Source organism: Nonomuraea sp. B1E8, from assembly GCF_039871515.1.
Taxonomy (GTDB): Bacteria; Actinomycetota; Actinomycetes; order Streptosporangiales; family Streptosporangiaceae; genus Nonomuraea.
In genome coordinates this window covers 225466-241282 of sequence record NZ_JBDPLS010000001.1, presented here as the reverse complement: position 1 = coordinate 241282, position 15817 = coordinate 225466, and the positions used below count along the sequence as shown (strand labels likewise).

Sequence of the window (15817 nt, the reverse complement as noted above, 5' to 3'; positions counted from 1 at the left end):
GGAGCCTTCACCGGGCGGAGAGGGCCGCCTCGACCTTGGCCACGGCCGACGAGAGCGCGCCGACCCAGCCCGGCAGCCGTTCGCGGTCGAAGCGGGCGGTCGGCAGGGCGAGCGACAGCGCGGCCACGGGGAGACCGTCCGCGTCCTTGATGGCCATGCCGACGGCCGTCAGGCCGGTCTCGGTGAGCTGGTCGTTGATGGCGAAGCCGCGCTCGCGCACCAGCGCCAGCTCGCGGCGCAGGCGGGGAAGGTCGACGCTGTCGTCCTCGCTGTAGAGGGCGTCCAGCTCTTCGGCGGGCAGCGCGGCCAGGATCGTCCTGCCGCCCGACACGCAGTGCGCCGGCAGGGAGCGCCCCACCCGGTCGCCCACCCGCAGGACCTGCGGGGACTCCGCGGTGGCGATGAAGCGCACCTCCGTGCCGGCGGGGACCATGAGGTTGGCCGACTCCTGGGTCCGTTCCACCAGGGTGCGCAGCTCCGGCAGGCAGAGCTCGCGCAGCAGGGCGACGGGCGCGGCGGAGGCGGCGGCCGGGCGCAGCACCTTGCCCGGCCGGTAGCGGCGGTCGGGCCCCTGCTCGGCGAAGTCCCGGTAGACCAGCATGGCCAGGAGCCGGTGGGCGGTGGAGACCGCCACCCCGAGCCGTTCCGCGGCGTCGGTCACCCGCATCGGGCCTTCCTGCTGCAACAGCGCGGCGAGGTGGAGCGCGTGGTCCACGGATGAGAGCGCGTACGGCGGCTTATTCCTCATGGCAGAAAGAGTTTATCTGGAGAACGGAAAATAGTGCAGGGTGGCTTTCATGACCCCCATAGATCCACCGGCGGCGCCCATCGTCGCGACCGACGCCGAGGACCAGCCCGAGCGCACACCGGCGCTGGAGGCCCTGTACCGCGGCTTCGAGTCGGAGTTGCTGATCCCGCTGTGGACGCAGATCGGTGACCTGATGCCGCTCTCCCCCCGATCGAGGGCCGTGCCGCATCTGTGGCGGTGGAGCCGGCTGCTGCCGATGGCCGAGCAGGCGGGCGAACTGGTGCCGGTGGGCCGCGGCGGCGAGCGCCGGGCCATCGCGCTGGCCAACCCGGGGCTCGGCGGCCGGCCGTTCGCCACCCCGACGTTGTGGGCGGCGATCCAGTACCTCAACCCCGGTGAGGACGCCCCCGTGCACCGGCACACCCAGAACGCCTTCCGCTTCGTCGTGGAGGGTGAGGGCGTCTGGACGGTGGTGGACGGCGACCCGGTCGCGATGCGCCGCGGAGACTTCCTGCCCCAGGCCGGCTGGCACTGGCACGGTCACCACAACGTCACCGACCGGCCGATGGCCTGGATCGACGGCCTGGACATCCCGTTCCAGCATTTCGCGGATTCGACGTTCTTCGAGTTCGGCCCCGACGAGGTGGAGACCCGTGAGGCGCCCGACCGCTCCCGCTCCGAACGCCTGTGGGGACATCCCGGGCTGCGGCCCCTCACCCACCTCCAGCCGGCACCCGCCACCCCGCTGCTGGCCTACCGCTGGGAGCACACCGACCGCGCGCTGAACGAGCAGCTCGCCCTGGAGGCCGAGGGCTGCCGGGCCACGATCGAGCCCGGCCACGCCGCCGTACGCTACGTCAACCCGACCACGGGCGGCGACATCATGCCGACCCTGCGCGCCGACTTCCACCGGCTCGCGCCCGGCACCGCGACCGCCGCCACGCGAGAGGTCGGATCGTCGGTCTTCCAGGTGTTCGAGGGCACAGGCGAGATCACCGTGGCCGAGCACAGCTGGCGCGTGGAGCGCGGCGACCTGTTCGTGGTGCCGTCGTGGCAGCCGCTGACGCTGGCCACCGAGGACGGCCTGGACCTGTTCAGGTTCAGCGACACACCGATCTTCGAACGGCTGCACCAGCACCGCGTCCAGACCGAGGGAGACCGACCATGAGACTGGCCACCGTCCGCACCGCCGAGGGCACCCGCGCGGCCCGTCTCACCGGCGACGGGTACGTGGACCTCGGGCTGCCCGACGTGGGAGCCCTGCTGGCCCGCGACGACTGGCCCGAGCTGGCCGCCCGTGCCGGCGGGCCGGCCCTGCGGGCCGACGACCTCGCGCCCGTCGTCCCGCGGCCGGGCAAGATCCTGTGCGTCGGGCTCAACTACCGTACGCACATCCTGGAGATGGGCCGGGAGCTGCCGGACCATCCCACGTTGTTCGCCAAGTTCGCCGAGGCCCTGATCGGCCCGCGCGACGACATCCAGCTCGCGCCCGAGTCCTCGGCCGTGGACTGGGAGGCCGAGCTGGCCCTGGTGATCGGCGCCACGGTGCGCCGGGCTTCGCCGGAGGAGGCGGCGGCCGCCATCGCCGGGTTCACCGTCATGAACGACGTCACCATGCGCGACTGGCAGTTCCGTACCAAGGAGTGGCTGCAGGGCAAGACGTTCGAGGGCACCACGCCGCTCGGCCCCGTGCTGGTCACCCCTGACGAGCTGCCTGGCGGCGTACGCCCCGCACTGCCGATCCGCTGCCTCGTGGACGGCGAGCAGACGCAGCTGGCCGACACCGCCGACCTGGTCTTCGGGCCCGTGGACCTGGTCAGGTACGCCTCCACGATCATGACCCTGCGACCTGGCGACGTCATCGCCACGGGCACCCCCGGCGGCGTCGGCCACGCCCGCACACCCGCGCGCTACCTGACCGACGGCGTCACCCTGGTGACGGAGGTCGAGGGCGTCGGCCGCCTGGAGAACACCGCGAGGACGGCATGAGCGGGCGCGCATGGATGGATCGGGGCACCGAGGTGTTCCTGCGCGCCGTGGATCGCCTGGACGACACCCAGCTCTCCGGGCCGTCGGCGTTGCCCGGCTGGACCCGGCGGCACGTCATCGCCCACGTCCACGGCAACGCCGAGGCGCTGCGCCGGCTGCTGAGCTGGGCCGCCACCGGCGTCGAACGGCGCATGTACGCCGGCCCCCGCCAGCGGGCCGAGGAGATCGAGGCGGCCTCGGCGTTGCCCGCCCGCACCCTGCGCGCTCTGGTCGCGCAGTCGGCGCACGACCTGGCGGCCGACATGGACCGGCTGCCCGAGCAGGCGTGGAACGCCCTCGTGGTGACGGCCAGGGGCCGCACGGTCCCGGCGGCCGAGATCGTCTGGATGCGCACCCGCGAGGTCGCCGTGCACGCCGTGGACCTGGCCAACGGCGTCGGCTTCGCCGACCTGCCCGAGGAGGTCAACGCCGCACTGATCGCGGACGCCCTGGACACGCACGCAAGGAGCGGCGAGGCCGCCGCCGGCCTGGCGGCCTGGCTGACCGGCCGGAACCCGCAGCCGCCCGCTCTCGGGCCGTGGCTGTAGACGAACGATTGGGGATGATGACGATGGACGCTCCCATGGACGTCGTGGTGGCCGGAGGCGGCATCGGCGGGCTCGCGAACGCCTACGCCCTGGCGTCGGCCGGGTTCACGGTCCGGGTCATGGAGCGGGCGGCCGAGTTCGCCGAGGTCGGCGCGGGCCTGCAGATGGCGCCCAACGCCACCCGCATCCTCGCGGGGTGGGGCCTCCTGGACGAGGTGCTGGCGGCCGGGGTGAGGCCCCGCAGGCTGCTGTTCAAGGACGCACTCGACGGCTCCGCGCTGACCCACCTCGCTCTGGACGAGGACTTCACCGGCCGCTACCGCGCGCCGTACGTCGTCATCCACCGCAGCGACCTGCTCGACATCCTGGCCCGAGCCTGCGAGCGCGCCGGGGTCGAGATGGTGCCGGGCTGTGAGGTCCACGACGTCGTGGACGGGCCGGACGCGGCCGTGGTCCGCAGCTCGCTCGGCCAGCACCGGGCGCGCCTGGTGATCGTGGCCGACGGGCTGCACTCGCGGCTGCGGGCGCGCTTCAGCGACGACCGGCCCGTCTGCTCGGGCTACGTCGCCTACCGCGGCGCCATCCCCGTCGAACGGCTCGGCCGCGAGCTGGATCCCGAGCTGGCCTCCGACGTGGTCGTGCACGTCGGCCCCGGCTGCCATCTCGTCCAGTACCCGCTGCGCCGGGGCGAGATCTTCAACACCGTCGCCGTCTTCCGCTCCCCCGCCTACGAGCGGGGGGAAAGCGACTGGGGTGGGCCCGAGGAGCTGGACGCGGCCTTCGCGCGCTGCTCTCCCGGCGTTCGCGAGGGTCTGACGTCGTTGTGGCGCGACCGGCGCTGGCCGATGTACGACCGGCTGCCTATCGTCAACTGGACGGACGGCCGCGTCGTGCTGACCGGGGACGCGGCCCATCCCATGCTGCAGTATCTGGCTCAGGGCGCCTGCCAGGCGATCGAGGACGCGTACCACCTGACCGCGGAGCTCACCGCGGCCGGACGGCCCCGCTGGGCGGAGGCGCTCCAACGCTACGAGGCCGCGCGGACCGCGCGCACCGCCTGGATCCAGGAGACGGCCAGGACATGGGGTGACATGTGGCACGTGGACGGCGTCGGCAGGCTGCTGCGCAACGAGCTGTTCCGCCGCCGTGACCCCCGCGACTACACCTACGTCGACGATCTGTACGCCGTGCGCACGTAGGGCGGCGGTCTCGCGGTCAGAACGCCGCTTCGGGGACGTCCATCAGGTGGTTGTCCGTGGTCTCGACGATGGTGCGGTGGGCGTCCAGCAGCGGAAGCACGGTGAGCGCGAAGAAGCGTGCGACGGCTGTCTTGCCCAGGTAGAAGGCGCGGTCGGCGGGGGAGAGGTGCCCCTGGTCCAGCCGGCGGCAGGCCGTGTCGGCCTGCCGCAGGAGCAGGTAGCCGACCATGAGGTCACCCGCGCACATGAGCAGGCGGGTGGTGTTCTGGCCGGCCTTGTAGCGTTCGCGCGGGTCCTCGCTGCTGCGCCGGGCATGGCCGAGCATCGCGTCGGCCATGCCCGCGACGGCGTCCCTGGCTCTCGACACGGCCTCGCGCTCGCGCCGCAGACGGTCGTCGCCGGCCAGGGTCTGCAGGAAGTCGCCGATCTCGGCCAGGACGACGTCGAGCGCCCGCCGGCCGTCTCTCGCGATCTTGCGGAAGAACAGGTCCTGGCCCTGGATCGCGGTGGTGCCCTCGTACAGGGTGTCGACCTTCGTGTCGCGCACGTACTGTTCGAGGGGGTAGTCCTGGAGGTAGCCGGAGCCGCCGAGGGTCTGCAGCGCGTGGGCGAGCTGCTCGTACGCGCGCTCCGAGCCGACGCCTTTGACGATCGGTAGCAGGAGCGCGTTGACGGCCCTGGCCGTGGTGACGTCGGAGCCCGCGTGCTCGCCGGCCGCCACCTTGTCCTGCCAGCCGGCGGTGTAGAGGACCAGCGCCCGCAGCCCTTCGGCGTAGGCCTTGTTCAGCATGAGGCTGCGGCGGACGTCGGGATGGCTGATGATGGCCACCTGGGGGGCGGACCTGTCACCCAGCCGGGTGAGGTCGGCCGACTGGATCCGGGTCCGGGCGTGGTCCAGCGCGTGCAGGTAGCCGGTCGACAAGGCCGCGATGGCCTTCACGCCGACCAGCATCCGGGTGTGCTCGATCACGTGGAACATCTGGGCGATGCCGTTGTGCGTGTCGCCGAGCAGGTAGCCGACGGCGGGCTCCCGCTCGCCGAACCGGAGCTCACAGGTGGTGGAGGCCTTGATCCCCATCTTGCGTTCGAGGTTGCTCACCTGTACGCCGTTGCGGCCGAGCGGCTCGCCGGTCCGCAGGTCGAACAGGAGCTTCGGCACGATGAAGAGCGACAGCCCTTTCGTGCCGGCGGCCGTGGCCCCCTCCGGGCGGGCCAGCACGAGGTGCACGATGTTCTCGGTGAGATCGTGGTCGCCGGAGGTGATGAAACGTTTGACCCCTTCGATGTGCCAGGTGCCGTCGTCCTGCCGCACGGCCTTCGTACGGCCGGCGCCGACGTCCGACCCGGCGTCCGCTTCGGTGAGGGCCATGGTGGAGCCCCAGCCTCGTTCGATCATGTGCGCGGCGATCCTGCGCTGTTCCTCGGTGCCCTCGCGATGGACGACGCCGGCGAAGGGCACGCCGGTGCCGTACAGATGGGCGGCGGGGTTGGACCCGAGGATCAGCTCGGCCACCGCCCAGACCAGCGTGCGCGGGGCGGCCACGCCGCCCAGCTCCGGCGGAGCCTCCAGCCGCCACCACTCGGCGGCGCGCAGGGCCGCGTACGCCTTCTTCAGCGAGCCGGGCACCGTGACGGCGCCGGATTCGGGGGAGAAGACGGGAGGGTTGCGGTCGGCATCCGAGAACGAGGCGGCCAGCGGCCCTTCGGCCAGCCGCGCCACCTCCGCGAGGACGTGCCGGCAGGCCTCGTGATCCAGGTCGGGGAAGAGGGCGGAGCCGAGGAATCGGTCGATGCCCAGCATCTCGAACAGGTTGAACTCGATGTCGCGGACATTGCTTCGGTAGTGGCTCATCAGTTGCTCGCCCTTCCGACGGTCAGTGGTAGTAGCGGAAGACCGGCCGGGCCACGCAGACGGGTTTGCCGGCCCCGTCGGCGTGGATGGTCACGTCCAGCACGAGTTGCACGCCGCCGGCGATCTCCGTGACCTCGGCGACCCGCGCGTGCAGCCGGATCCGGGCGTTCACCGGTACGGGGGCGGGGAAGCGGACCTTGTCGAGCCCGTAGTTCACCTTGGTGGTGGCGTCCCGGACGTCGAGCAGATCGCCCCAGAGCGGGATGACCAGCGACAGGGTCAGGTAGCCGTGGGCGATGGTGGTGCCGAAGGGGCCGGCGGCCGCCGCGGCGGGATCGACGTGGATCCACTGCCGGTCGTCCGTCGCCTCGGCGAAGCCGTCGATGCGTTTCTGGTCGACGGTGAGATACGGGCTGTGTCCGAGATCCTGGCCGGCCAGGCCGGGGAGTTCGGAGACGGTGACGGTTCTGGTCATGGAGGTTCTCCGATCACTGCGACAGGCCGAGCAGCCGGCCCGCGTTCTCCTTGAGGATCTTGGGGCGGACCTCGGGCTTGATGTCGAGCCGGTCGAAGTCGGTGATCCACCGGTCCGGGGTGATGAGGGGGAAGTCCGACCCGAAGAGCACCTTGTCCTTCAGCAGGGTGTTCGCGTAGCGGACGAGGTTGGGCGGGAAATACTTGGGCGACCAGCCCGACAGGTCGATCCACACGTTGGACTTGTGGGTGGCGACCGCCAGGGCCTCGTCCTGCCAGGGAAAGGACGGGTGCGCCAGCACGATCTGGAGGTCGGGGAAGGCGGCGGCGACCTCGTCGAGGAGCATCGGGTTCGACAGCCCGAGCCGGATGCCGCCGCCTCCGGGGAGCCCGGCTCCGATGCCGGTCTGACCGGTGTGGAAGACGGCCGGGACACCGAGTGCGGCGATCGCCTCGTACAGCGGGAAGGCCGCGGGGTCGGTCGGGTCGAAGCCCTGCAGGCTGGGGTGGAACTTGAAGCCGCGTATGCCGTGCTCGCCGACGAGCCGTGTGGCGGCGGCGACGCCCGCTCTGCCTCGGAGGGGGTCGATGCTGGCGAAGGGGATGAGCACGTCGGGGTGGCGCGCGGCCGCTTGGGCCACGTACTCGTTGCTGATGGGTGGGTGCCCGGTGGCCCTGTGGTGGTCGACGGTGAAGATGACCGCGGCCATGTGGCGCTCGCGGTAGGTCCGGGCGATCTCGTCCACCGTCGGCGTGCGGTGCTCCGATCGGAAGTAGGCGGCGGAGGCCTCCATCAGCTCGCCGCCGAGGGAGGGATGCCCTTCGTCGTCCACCTCCACGTGCACATGCGTGTCTATGGCGGTGAGCGAGGCGAGCCTGATCAGGTGGGTCATGCGCGCTGCTCCTCGGGCTGGGGGACCGGCTCCCCTACGGACTGGACGTGCGGGCCGAACGCCGTCGGCCAGGTCTCGGCCAGCGCGTCGGCGCTCCAGCCGTCGTCGGCGAACGCGCTGGCGATCTGGCTGGGATGGGACCAGAGGCTGACCCGGTCGCCGCCGACGCCGATGGCCTGCCCGGTGATGCCGGCCGCGGCGTCGGAGGCGAGGAACGTCACCACGCCGGCGGCGTCCGCGGGCGTGCCCAGGGCGAGGGCACGCCGCGCGAAGGGCGTGAGCTTCTCGCCCCGGTCCAGTGCCTCGATGTGCGTACGCAGGAAGGGCACGGTCCTGGTCATCTCGGTGGCGGCCACCGGGATGACGGCGTTGACGGTGATGCTGGCCCGGGCGAGTTCCATGGCCCACGTGCGGACCATGCCGACGATGCCGGCCTTGGCCGCGGCGTAGTTGGTCTGGCCGAAGGTGCCGCGCTGGCCGGTCGGCGATCCGACAGTGATGATGCGCCCTCCGTCGCCCTGCTCGCGCATGCGTACGGCCGCCGCGCGGGCGCAGGTGAAGGTGCCGCGAAGGTGGACGTGGACGACGGTGTCGAAGTCCTCGTCGCTCATCTTCCACAACACCGTGTCGCGCAGGACTCCGGCGTTGGCGACCATGATGTCGAGCCGCCCGAAGGCGGAGACGGCGCGGTCGACGAGTGTCTGGGCGGCTTCGCCGGTGCCCACCGCCGCGGCCTGGGCGACGGCGCTGCCGCCGGCCTGGGTGATCGACTCGGCCCCGGCCCTGGCCGCCGCCTCGTCGATGTCGTTGACCACCACGTGCGCCCCCGCGGCGGCCAGGTCCTTGGCGTAGGCCAGTCCCAGCCCGCGTCCGGCGCCGGTGACCACGGCCACTTTTCCTCTCAGGTCGGCCATCGGCTCGCTCCCGTCGTCGCTGCTCTCGTTGGGTCTGAGGCTGGACCGTACGCGGAAATAGATGATAATGTCAATGATTGAAGAGTTCGATCATTGAATGCTTCGACGAGAGGGTCGCCGTGAGTGGACAAGACGACGGGCTGCTTGATGACACCGGGTTTCTGCTGGCGCACGCCAGCGGCGTGATCGTGCGCATGACCAACACCAGGCTCGCCCACCTCGACCTGCGGGTCCGTCACTATTCCGTCCTGGCGCTGGTGTGCGACCGCGACGGCCTGTCCCAGCGCGACATCGCCGAGTTCCTCGGCATGGATCCCAGCCCGGTGGTGTCGCTCATCGACGCGCTGGAGGCCAGGGGCCTGGTCCTGCGGCGTCCCCACCCGTCGGACCGCCGGGCACGCGAGGTGCGGGCCACCCCCGACGGGCGCGCCATGCGGGACCGGGCGCGGGCCGACGTCGCCGCGGCACGTCAGGAGTTCCTGGCGAAGCTGACGCCCGACGAGCGGGGTCAGCTGCTCACCATCCTCAGGAATCTGGCTCTCGACGGCTCCGCCCCGGGCGGTCCGGACAGGGTGGCGATCCCGGATGCTTAACCAGGGTCTGGGCTCATGGCCCCTCAGGCGTGCCCGCTCCTCGCCGCACCGGCGTGCTCTCGTGGCGGGCGCCGACGTACAGACCTACGCCGGCCTGGTCGAGCGCACCACCCGGTTCGCGCATGCGCTGCGCTCGATGGGCGTGGCGCGGGGCGACCGGGTCGCCTACCTCGGGCCGAACGCGGCATCGCTCGTGGAGACCATGTTCGCCGCCCATCTGCTGGGGGCGGTGTTCGTGCCGCTCAACACCCGGCTCACGGCGGCGGAGCTGAGCTTCCAGCTGGACGACTGCGGCGCGTCCGTGCTGGTGCACGCCACGGGCCACACCGGGGTGGTCGAGCGGTTGCAGGTGGCCGCCTCCCCCGTGCTCGTCCCCGTCGGCGGCGACGCCGCGTCCGCCTCCGGCTTCGAGCAACGGCTGCGGGCGTCGCCCGCCGACCCCATCGACGAACCGGTCGGACACGACGACCCGGCGATGATCCTCTACACCTCGGGCACCACGGGGCGCCCCAAGGGCGCGGTCCTCACGCACGGCAACGTCATCTGGAACTGCATGAACGTGCTCGTCGAGCTCGACCTCACCGGCGACGAGGTCACCCTGATCAGCGCGCCGCTGTTCCACGTCGCCGCGCTGAACATGACGCTCCTGCCGACCCTGCTCAAGGGCGGCTGCGCGGTGCTCATGACCGGCTGGGACGTCGACGAATGCTTCGACCTGGTCGAGCGGCATGGGGTCACCTGGATGTTCGGCGTCCCGACCATGTTCGCGGACCTGACGCGCTCACCCCGCTGGAGCTCGGCCGACCTGTCCTCGATCCGCTCCATGCTCGCCGGGGGAGCGCCCGTGCCGACCTCGCTGATCACCGCCTACCAGCAGCGCGGACTACGATTCCTGCAAGGGTACGGGCTCACCGAGGCGGCTCCGGGAGCGCTCATCGTCAGGGCGGAGATGAGCACGGCGAAGGTCGGCTCGGCGGGCGTTCCCCACTTCTTCTCCGACGTCCGCGTGGCACGTTCCGACGCGGCCGGATCCGGCGCCACGGAGGGCGAGCTGCTCATCCAGGGCCCGACCGTCATGGCGGGCTACTGGGGCCGGCCCGACGCCACCGCGGCGGCCATCACGGAGAACGGCTGGATCCGGACCGGCGACGTGGCCCGTGTCGACGAGGACGGCTACTACTTCGTCGTCGGCCGCCTCAAGGAGATGTACATCTCCGGCGGGGAGAACGTCTATCCCGCCGAGGTCGAAACGGCTCTGCTGCGCCATCCCGCGGTGGAGGAGTGCGCGGTCATCGGGGTGCCCGACGACCGGTGGGGCGAGGTGGGGCGGGCCTTCGTCCGCGTACGTCCCGGCCCCCGGGTCACCGAACACGAGCTGCTGGCCTTCCTCGACGGCAGGCTGGCCAGATACAAGATCCCCAAGACGGTGCGGTTCATGGACGAACTGCCCCGGACCGGGTCCGGCAAGATCCACCGCGACAGGCTGCGGTGACGGGCCGTCGCCACGCGAAACGACGTCCAGCGGCTCCGCCGGCCGAACGAACACCCGGGCACGAACCGAGCCCGGCCATGATGAAAGGAACACGATGTCGGAAGTCCTGATCGTCGGCGGCGGCTTCGCCGGAGTGTGGAGCGCGGCCGCCGCCGCCCGCGCGCGAGGTGACAACGATCTGCGCATCACGCTCGTCGCGCCCAACGAGGACATGGTCCTGCGGCCACGTCTGCACAAGCTCGATCCCGGCTGGTCGCGGGTCGCGCTCAAGCGCGTCCTGGAACCGATCGGCGTGACCCACCTGAGGGCGGAGGTCACGGACATCGACGTGGCAGGCTCGACGGTCACCGCGGGGGGCCGCTCGATCGGCTATGACCGGCTGGTGCTGGCGGCCGGCAGCCGGCTCGTCCGGGCCGCGCTGCCGGGCGCGGAGCACCTCTTCGACATCGACACCGCCGACGGCGTGGCCAGGCTCAACGCTCACCTCGGCGACCGTACGGGCTTCACCGCCGTGGTCATCGGGTCCGGCTTCACCGGAGTGGAGATCGCCACCGAGCTGGCCGCCCGCGGGCGGGTGATCCTGCTGGAGCGCGCCGACGTCGTCGCGCCCGAACTGGGCCCGGGCCCCCGTCCCGCGATCACGGCGGCGCTGGCCGAGCTGGGCGTCGACGTACGCCTCGAAGCGAGCGCGGCGTCGGTCACCGGCCGGGGCGTCGTCCTGACGGACGGCGGCGAGATCCCGGCCGACGCCGTCATCTGGACGGCGGGGATGCGGGCCCACCCCATGACCGAGCAGATCCCCGCGGAACGCGACCGGCTCGGCCGGCTGGCGGTCGACCACCATCTGCGGGTCTCCGGCGATGTCTTCGCCGCCGGGGACGTCGCCGCCGCCCTGGCCGACGCCGATCACCACGTGGTGCAGAGCTGCCAGTTCGCCACCCCCATGGGGAAGGTGGCAGGTCACAACGCCGCCGCCGACCTGCTCGGCCTGCCGCTGGTCGAGTTCGCTCCCGACCCGTACGTCACGTGCCTCGACCTCGGCGCCGCCGGCGCCGTGTTCACGACCGGATGGGACCGCGCGGTGGCGCTGACCGGGCAGCAGGCGAAGGAGCTGAAGGGGACGATCCTGGAGGTGATCCACCCTCCGCTCGACGATGCCGACGAGATCCTCGCCCAGGCCGGCCGGCAGAGCAACGAGGTGGCCGGCTGACGTCGGGAACGGTGCGGGCCGATGGAAGGTCCATCGGCCCGCACCGTCGTTTCGCGCCGGAGCTCAGAGCCGCGCGGGATCGGCGCCGCGGCGGCTGACACCGGCGAGGCCGACGGCGATGAGCAGCGCCGCGCCGTTGAAGACCTGGCTCACCCAGGAGGGCGCGCCGACCAGGGTCAGGCCGCTGACGCTGACGGCGACGAACAGGACCCCGATGACGGTCCCCAGCACGGAGGGCCGTCCCACCTCGATGACGATCGTGCTGAGGAACACCGCCGTCAGCGCGGGGAACAACATGTTCATCCCGTTGTCCGACGTCGCGGCTCCCTGCCGGGCCAGGAGCAGCACGCCGGCGACACCCGAGACCAGGCCCGACAGCGCGAACGACAGGAACTTGATCCTCGTCACGTTCAGGCCCACCAGGTGTGCCGCGCTCGCGTTGGAACCGACGGCGAACAGGTGCCGGCCGAGCGGAGTGTGCCGCATCACGAACCACACCGCCACGGCGATCAACGCCGCCGCCAGCACGATCCGGGGGATGCCGAACACGGACAGGGAGCCCAGGTCGGTGAGCGTCTCGGGGATGTCCTTGCTGATCTGCAACCCGTTCGTGTACGCGAAGATGGCGCCGCCCAGCAGGGTCGCCATGCCCAGGGTCGCGATGAACGGGTTGATCCCGTATTTGGCCACCAGGAGACCGAGCACGGCGCCGGCGACGACGCCGGACGCGACGGCCAGCAGGATCGCCACGCCGAGGGGCAGCCCGAAATGGGACACCGAGGCCGCCGCCATGACGGACGAGGTCGCGGTGACGGCGCCCACGGAGAAGTCGAAGGATCCCGCCGCCATGGGGAAGAGCAGGGCCAACGCCACGGTCAGGCCCACCGCCTGGCTGGCCAGCACCGAGGTGATGTTCGCCGCGCTGCGGAACGCCTCACCTGAGGACGGCAGCAGGGCGAAGAACACGACCATCCCGACGAGCAACAGGAGCAGGCCGTAGCGTTCGACGACACCGGCCACGGACCGGCCACGGCCGGCTTCCGCGACAGGCGTCCCGCGCGAGGCCGGGGCCTGGTCCGGCAGCACAGCCGAGTGGGGGGAAGCGTCAGTCATGGGCCGGCTCCTTGGGAGTGGTCTGGGTGAGTTCGGCGATGGCGGCCTCCGTGAGCCGGGGGCCGGTGAGCTCGGCGACCGGCGAACCGCCGCGCAGCACGATCACGCGATGGCACAACGACTCCAGCTCCTCGAAGTCCGACGACACGACCAGCGCGGCGTTGCCCTTGGCCACGTGCTGCCTGATGAGCTCGTGGATGTCGGCCCGCGCCATCGCGTCGACGCCCTGGGTGGGTTCGTCGAGCAACAGCAGGCGTGGATCGAGCCGCAGCCATCTCGCGAGCACGGCCTTCTGCTGGTTGCCCCCGGACAGGTGGGCGAAGGGGGCGTTCGGGGTGGCCGTGCGAATGCCGAAGATCCTGATCAGGCGCGTGGCGTCGCGCCGCTCGGACGCGCGCGCCATCCGCCAGCCCGACCAGTACGCGCTGATGGCCGTCGCGGAGACGTTCTCCCACAGCGGCAGGCCGGCGAAGGCGGCGTCCTTGCCGCGGTCTTCGGGCACCAGCGCGATGCCTCGGCGGATGGCGTCCCTGGGGGACCGGAGCCGGGCGGGCGCCCCGTCGACCTCGAGTCCGCCGCGCCGCACGCGAGCGTTGCCGAAGAGGGCCCGCAGCAGCGTGGAACGGCCCGACCCCAGCAGGCCGGCCACCCCCACGATCTCGTGGCGCCGCACGGTCAGGTCGACGTCGCGCAGCGGGCCGGCCGCCAGGCCGCTGACCCTCAGGACCGTTCTCGCGCCGGCCTCCGGCACGCCGCGGGGAGGCGGCCTCCGCGCCTCCTGGCCGGTCATGAGCGCCACGATCCGGGCCTCGTCCAGACCGGCGGTGGAGCGCTCCGCGACCACCACCCCGTCGCGGAGCACCGAGACACGATCCGCTATCTCGAGCACCTCCGACAGGCGATGGCTGACATAGACGATCGTCTGGCCCCGGCTCTGACACCGGCGGATCGCCTCCAGGAGGACCTCGGCCTCGTGCTGCGGCAGGCTGGCGGTGGGTTCGTCGAGCACGAGCGTCACGTGACTGCCCTCGTCGCTGTCGCGCAGCGCCCGGGCGATGGCCACCAGCGTGCGATCGCTCGGCCGGAGATCTCGCACCAGGGTCTGCGGATCGACGTCGACGTACGCGCGTTCCAAGCTCTGACGGGTCGAACGGCGCAGCCGGCCCCAGGAGATGGCCAGCCCGCCCCGCCGTGGATAGCCGCCTTCGAGCGCGAAGTTCTCGCTGACCGTCAGGTCGGGGACGAGCCCCAGGTCCTGGTGCACGAAGCGGAGCCCGGACTGGCGCGCGATCGCCGGGCCGTAGGAGCCCGCGGCGTACGCCCGGCCGTGGATGGTGATCGTGCCGCCCTGGTCGGCCGGGTGGACCCCGGCGAGGATCTTCAGCAGCGTCGACTTGCCGGACCCGTTGCCACCGAGGAGAGCGTGGACGGACCCGGGCGCGACGGTGCAGCCCACGTTCCGCAACACCGGTACGCCGTCGAAGTTCTTGTTGATGCCGGTCAGCCGGATGGCTGTCGTGGACGGGCCGCCTTTCACCGCGACGAGCCGTTCCACGTCTTGCCGTACAGGCCGGCGTAGTCGACGGGGCCGACGTACTCGGAGCCGGGGGCGGGGAGGTTGTGCTCCTTGTCCACGATCTGGATGCCGACACCTCCGGGGACGAGGTCCTCGTCGTTGAAGACGCGGTTCAGGGCGTCGATCGTCGTGTAGGCGCGGTAGGCGTTCGACGCGCCGAGGCAGAACTGCTGGCCCTTGCCGGCGCGGATGTAGTCCAGGTTGTCGATCTGGCACTCGTTGCCGATCACCACCAGGTCCTTGCGGGGGCTGGACACCAACGCGGGCTGGATGCCCGCCACGAAGAAGTGGTCGACGTCGACCGCGACGACGTTGGCCTGCGGCACCTGCACCAGCGCGGTCTCGAACTTCTGCCGGATGTTCGGGACGTCCGCGGGCGCGATCTTGACCGTGCTGACGATCTCGCAGCCGCCGCAGGCGGCGATCCGGTCCGCGAACCCCTTGGCCACGTACTCGCCGAACGCGATGCCGTGGAAGGCGATGTGCAGCACCTTGGCCTTGCCCTGGGTCTCGGCGATGGCCAGATCGGCTCTCATCGTGCCCAGCCGGGTGTAGAAGGCGGCCAGGTCCGGCATGGCCGCGCTGTAGCCGGCCGGGGCGTCGAAGAGCGGTGAGCTGCCGTCCTGCGTGGGGTCGTCGCAGTCGAACCCGCTGAAGGAGGCGATCTTCACGCCGGCCTTCCTCGCCTCCACGAGGGCCTGCCGTACGGGGGCGCAGTCCACCGAGACCAGCACGATGCCGTCGGCGCCCGCCGCCGTGGCCTGGCGGACGCAGGCGGCCATGCCGCCGTTGACGTTGTTCAGGCCGTCGCACGTGTGGGCTTTCCAACCCAGCGCGGTGGCCGCCTCGGTGAGTTGTTCGGCCTGGTAGGCCAGCGCGCGGACCTGCTGCCACGCGGTGATCACCCAGATGTTCCTGCCTGCCGCGGGCTTCGGTCCCGACGTCGGCGGCTCGGAGTAGTCGCCGGCGTAGCCGTCTTCGACGGCTTTCGCGGCGGCGTCGAGCACGGCGGCGGACGTGCTCGACGAGGTGTCCGCCCCGCTTCGCGCAGTGGTCGTGCCGCATGCCGCCAGGGCGAGGCAGGCGGTGAGCAGGAGGCCGAGGAAGGGGGTGCGGGAATACCTTGGAGTGTTGACCATGTCGGTGATTCCTTGATGTGGCCATGCTTCCGTCGGGG

Annotated in this window: 15 protein-coding genes; 7 read left to right on the top strand and 8 right to left on the bottom strand. The window is 71.7% G+C overall.

Going from position 1 to position 15817, the window contains the following annotated elements; genetic code table 11:
* Positions 1–7: 7 nt before the first annotated feature.
* Positions 8–748, bottom strand: a complete 741-nt coding sequence (locus ABGA98_RS01095) for an IclR family transcriptional regulator (protein WP_347616261.1) — start codon at positions 746–748, stop codon at positions 8–10.
* A 49-nt stretch (positions 749–797) separates the two neighbouring features.
* Between ABGA98_RS01095 and ABGA98_RS01090 the strand changes: the two genes are divergently transcribed.
* From ABGA98_RS01090 to ABGA98_RS01075, 4 genes are read left to right on the top strand one after another with little or no spacing between them, the layout of a single operon-like run.
* The gene (locus tag ABGA98_RS01090; protein ID WP_347616260.1) at positions 798–1916 is read left to right on the top strand and encodes a cupin domain-containing protein; all 1119 of its coding nucleotides are present in this window, start codon (positions 798–800) and stop codon (positions 1914–1916) included.
* The gene (locus ABGA98_RS01085; RefSeq protein ID WP_347616259.1) at positions 1913–2737 is read left to right on the top strand and encodes a fumarylacetoacetate hydrolase family protein; all 825 of its coding nucleotides are present in this window, start codon (positions 1913–1915) and stop codon (positions 2735–2737) included. Before ABGA98_RS01090 ends, ABGA98_RS01085 begins: the two co-directional genes overlap by 4 nt.
* Positions 2734–3324 carry a maleylpyruvate isomerase family mycothiol-dependent enzyme gene (locus ABGA98_RS01080; protein ID WP_347616258.1) on the top strand — a complete coding sequence of 197 codons (591 nt, stop codon included), beginning with the start codon at positions 2734–2736 and terminating at the stop codon, positions 3322–3324. Before ABGA98_RS01085 ends, ABGA98_RS01080 begins: the two co-directional genes overlap by 4 nt.
* Positions 3325–3347: 23 nt before the next feature.
* A complete protein-coding gene (locus tag ABGA98_RS01075) occupies positions 3348–4523 on the top strand; it encodes an FAD-dependent oxidoreductase (RefSeq protein WP_347616257.1) in 1176 nt (391 codons plus the stop codon).
* A 16-nt stretch (positions 4524–4539) separates the two neighbouring features.
* Here ABGA98_RS01075 and ABGA98_RS01070 read toward each other — a convergent pair whose 3' ends face one another.
* From ABGA98_RS01070 to ABGA98_RS01055, 4 genes are read right to left on the bottom strand one after another with little or no spacing between them, the layout of a single operon-like run.
* Positions 4540–6375, bottom strand: a complete 1836-nt coding sequence (locus ABGA98_RS01070; RefSeq protein ID WP_347616256.1) for an acyl-CoA dehydrogenase — start codon at positions 6373–6375, stop codon at positions 4540–4542.
* A gap of 22 nt (positions 6376–6397) precedes the next feature.
* Positions 6398–6850 carry a MaoC family dehydratase gene (locus ABGA98_RS01065; protein WP_347616255.1) on the bottom strand — a complete coding sequence of 151 codons (453 nt, stop codon included), beginning with the start codon at positions 6848–6850 and terminating at the stop codon, positions 6398–6400.
* A 13-nt stretch (positions 6851–6863) separates the two neighbouring features.
* Entirely contained in the window at positions 6864–7742 is an 879-nt protein-coding gene (locus ABGA98_RS01060) for an amidohydrolase family protein (protein WP_347616254.1), read from the bottom strand.
* Positions 7739–8656, bottom strand: a complete 918-nt coding sequence (locus ABGA98_RS01055; RefSeq protein WP_347616253.1) for an SDR family NAD(P)-dependent oxidoreductase — start codon at positions 8654–8656, stop codon at positions 7739–7741. Before ABGA98_RS01055 ends, ABGA98_RS01060 begins: the two co-directional genes overlap by 4 nt.
* A gap of 119 nt (positions 8657–8775) precedes the next feature.
* Here ABGA98_RS01055 and ABGA98_RS01050 point away from each other — a divergent pair, with 119 nt between their 5' ends.
* The 3 genes from ABGA98_RS01050 to ABGA98_RS01040 all read left to right on the top strand — a co-directional run bounded on the left by ABGA98_RS01050 (position 8776) and on the right by ABGA98_RS01040 (position 11951).
* The gene (locus tag ABGA98_RS01050) at positions 8776–9249 is read left to right on the top strand and encodes a MarR family transcriptional regulator (protein ID WP_347616252.1); all 474 of its coding nucleotides are present in this window, start codon (positions 8776–8778) and stop codon (positions 9247–9249) included.
* Positions 9242–10741, top strand: coding sequence for a long-chain fatty acid--CoA ligase (locus tag ABGA98_RS01045; RefSeq protein ID WP_347616251.1), 1500 nt, complete (start codon positions 9242–9244; stop codon positions 10739–10741). The genes ABGA98_RS01050 and ABGA98_RS01045 overlap by 8 nt, the downstream gene beginning before the upstream one ends.
* 94 nt (positions 10742–10835) lie before the next feature.
* The gene (locus ABGA98_RS01040; RefSeq protein ID WP_347616250.1) at positions 10836–11951 is read left to right on the top strand and encodes an FAD-dependent oxidoreductase; all 1116 of its coding nucleotides are present in this window, start codon (positions 10836–10838) and stop codon (positions 11949–11951) included.
* Between the two features lie 63 nt (positions 11952–12014).
* Here the strand turns inward: ABGA98_RS01040 and ABGA98_RS01035 are convergent, their stop codons facing one another.
* The 3 genes from ABGA98_RS01035 to ABGA98_RS01025 are packed head-to-tail and all read right to left on the bottom strand — an operon-like array spanning position 12015 to position 15779.
* Entirely contained in the window at positions 12015–13064 is a 1050-nt protein-coding gene (locus ABGA98_RS01035) for an ABC transporter permease (protein ID WP_347616249.1), read from the bottom strand.
* Positions 13057–14619 carry a sugar ABC transporter ATP-binding protein gene (locus ABGA98_RS01030; protein WP_347616248.1) on the bottom strand — a complete coding sequence of 521 codons (1563 nt, stop codon included), beginning with the start codon at positions 14617–14619 and terminating at the stop codon, positions 13057–13059. Before ABGA98_RS01030 ends, ABGA98_RS01035 begins: the two co-directional genes overlap by 8 nt.
* Positions 14598–15779 (bottom strand): substrate-binding domain-containing protein, encoded by a 1182-nt coding sequence (locus tag ABGA98_RS01025; protein WP_347616247.1) that lies wholly within the window; start codon positions 15777–15779, stop codon positions 14598–14600. Before ABGA98_RS01025 ends, ABGA98_RS01030 begins: the two co-directional genes overlap by 22 nt.
* Between the last annotated feature and the right edge of the window lie 38 nt (positions 15780–15817).

What these genes read in the sequence shown, in the direction of transcription:
- ABGA98_RS01095 (WP_347616261.1), bottom strand. Translation starts at nt 748, where the DNA reads ATGAGGAATAAGCCGCCGTACGCGCTCTCATCCGTGGACCACGCGCTC.
- ABGA98_RS01090 (WP_347616260.1), top strand. Translation starts at nt 798, where the DNA reads ATGACCCCCATAGATCCACCGGCGGCGCCCATCGTCGCGACCGACGCC.
- ABGA98_RS01085 (WP_347616259.1), top strand. Translation starts at nt 1,913, where the DNA reads ATGAGACTGGCCACCGTCCGCACCGCCGAGGGCACCCGCGCGGCCCGT.
- ABGA98_RS01080 (WP_347616258.1), top strand. Translation starts at nt 2,734, where the DNA reads ATGAGCGGGCGCGCATGGATGGATCGGGGCACCGAGGTGTTCCTGCGC.
- ABGA98_RS01075 (WP_347616257.1), top strand. Translation starts at nt 3,348, where the DNA reads ATGGACGCTCCCATGGACGTCGTGGTGGCCGGAGGCGGCATCGGCGGG.
- ABGA98_RS01070 (WP_347616256.1), bottom strand. Translation starts at nt 6,375, where the DNA reads ATGAGCCACTACCGAAGCAATGTCCGCGACATCGAGTTCAACCTGTTC.
- ABGA98_RS01065 (WP_347616255.1), bottom strand. Translation starts at nt 6,850, where the DNA reads ATGACCAGAACCGTCACCGTCTCCGAACTCCCCGGCCTGGCCGGCCAG.
- ABGA98_RS01060 (WP_347616254.1), bottom strand. Translation starts at nt 7,742, where the DNA reads ATGACCCACCTGATCAGGCTCGCCTCGCTCACCGCCATAGACACGCAT.
- ABGA98_RS01055 (WP_347616253.1), bottom strand. Translation starts at nt 8,656, where the DNA reads ATGGCCGACCTGAGAGGAAAAGTGGCCGTGGTCACCGGCGCCGGACGC.
- ABGA98_RS01045 (WP_347616251.1), top strand. Translation starts at nt 9,242, where the DNA reads ATGCTTAACCAGGGTCTGGGCTCATGGCCCCTCAGGCGTGCCCGCTCC.
- ABGA98_RS01040 (WP_347616250.1), top strand. Translation starts at nt 10,836, where the DNA reads ATGTCGGAAGTCCTGATCGTCGGCGGCGGCTTCGCCGGAGTGTGGAGC.
- ABGA98_RS01035 (WP_347616249.1), bottom strand. Translation starts at nt 13,064, where the DNA reads ATGACTGACGCTTCCCCCCACTCGGCTGTGCTGCCGGACCAGGCCCCG.
- ABGA98_RS01025 (WP_347616247.1), bottom strand. Translation starts at nt 15,779, where the DNA reads ATGGTCAACACTCCAAGGTATTCCCGCACCCCCTTCCTCGGCCTCCTG.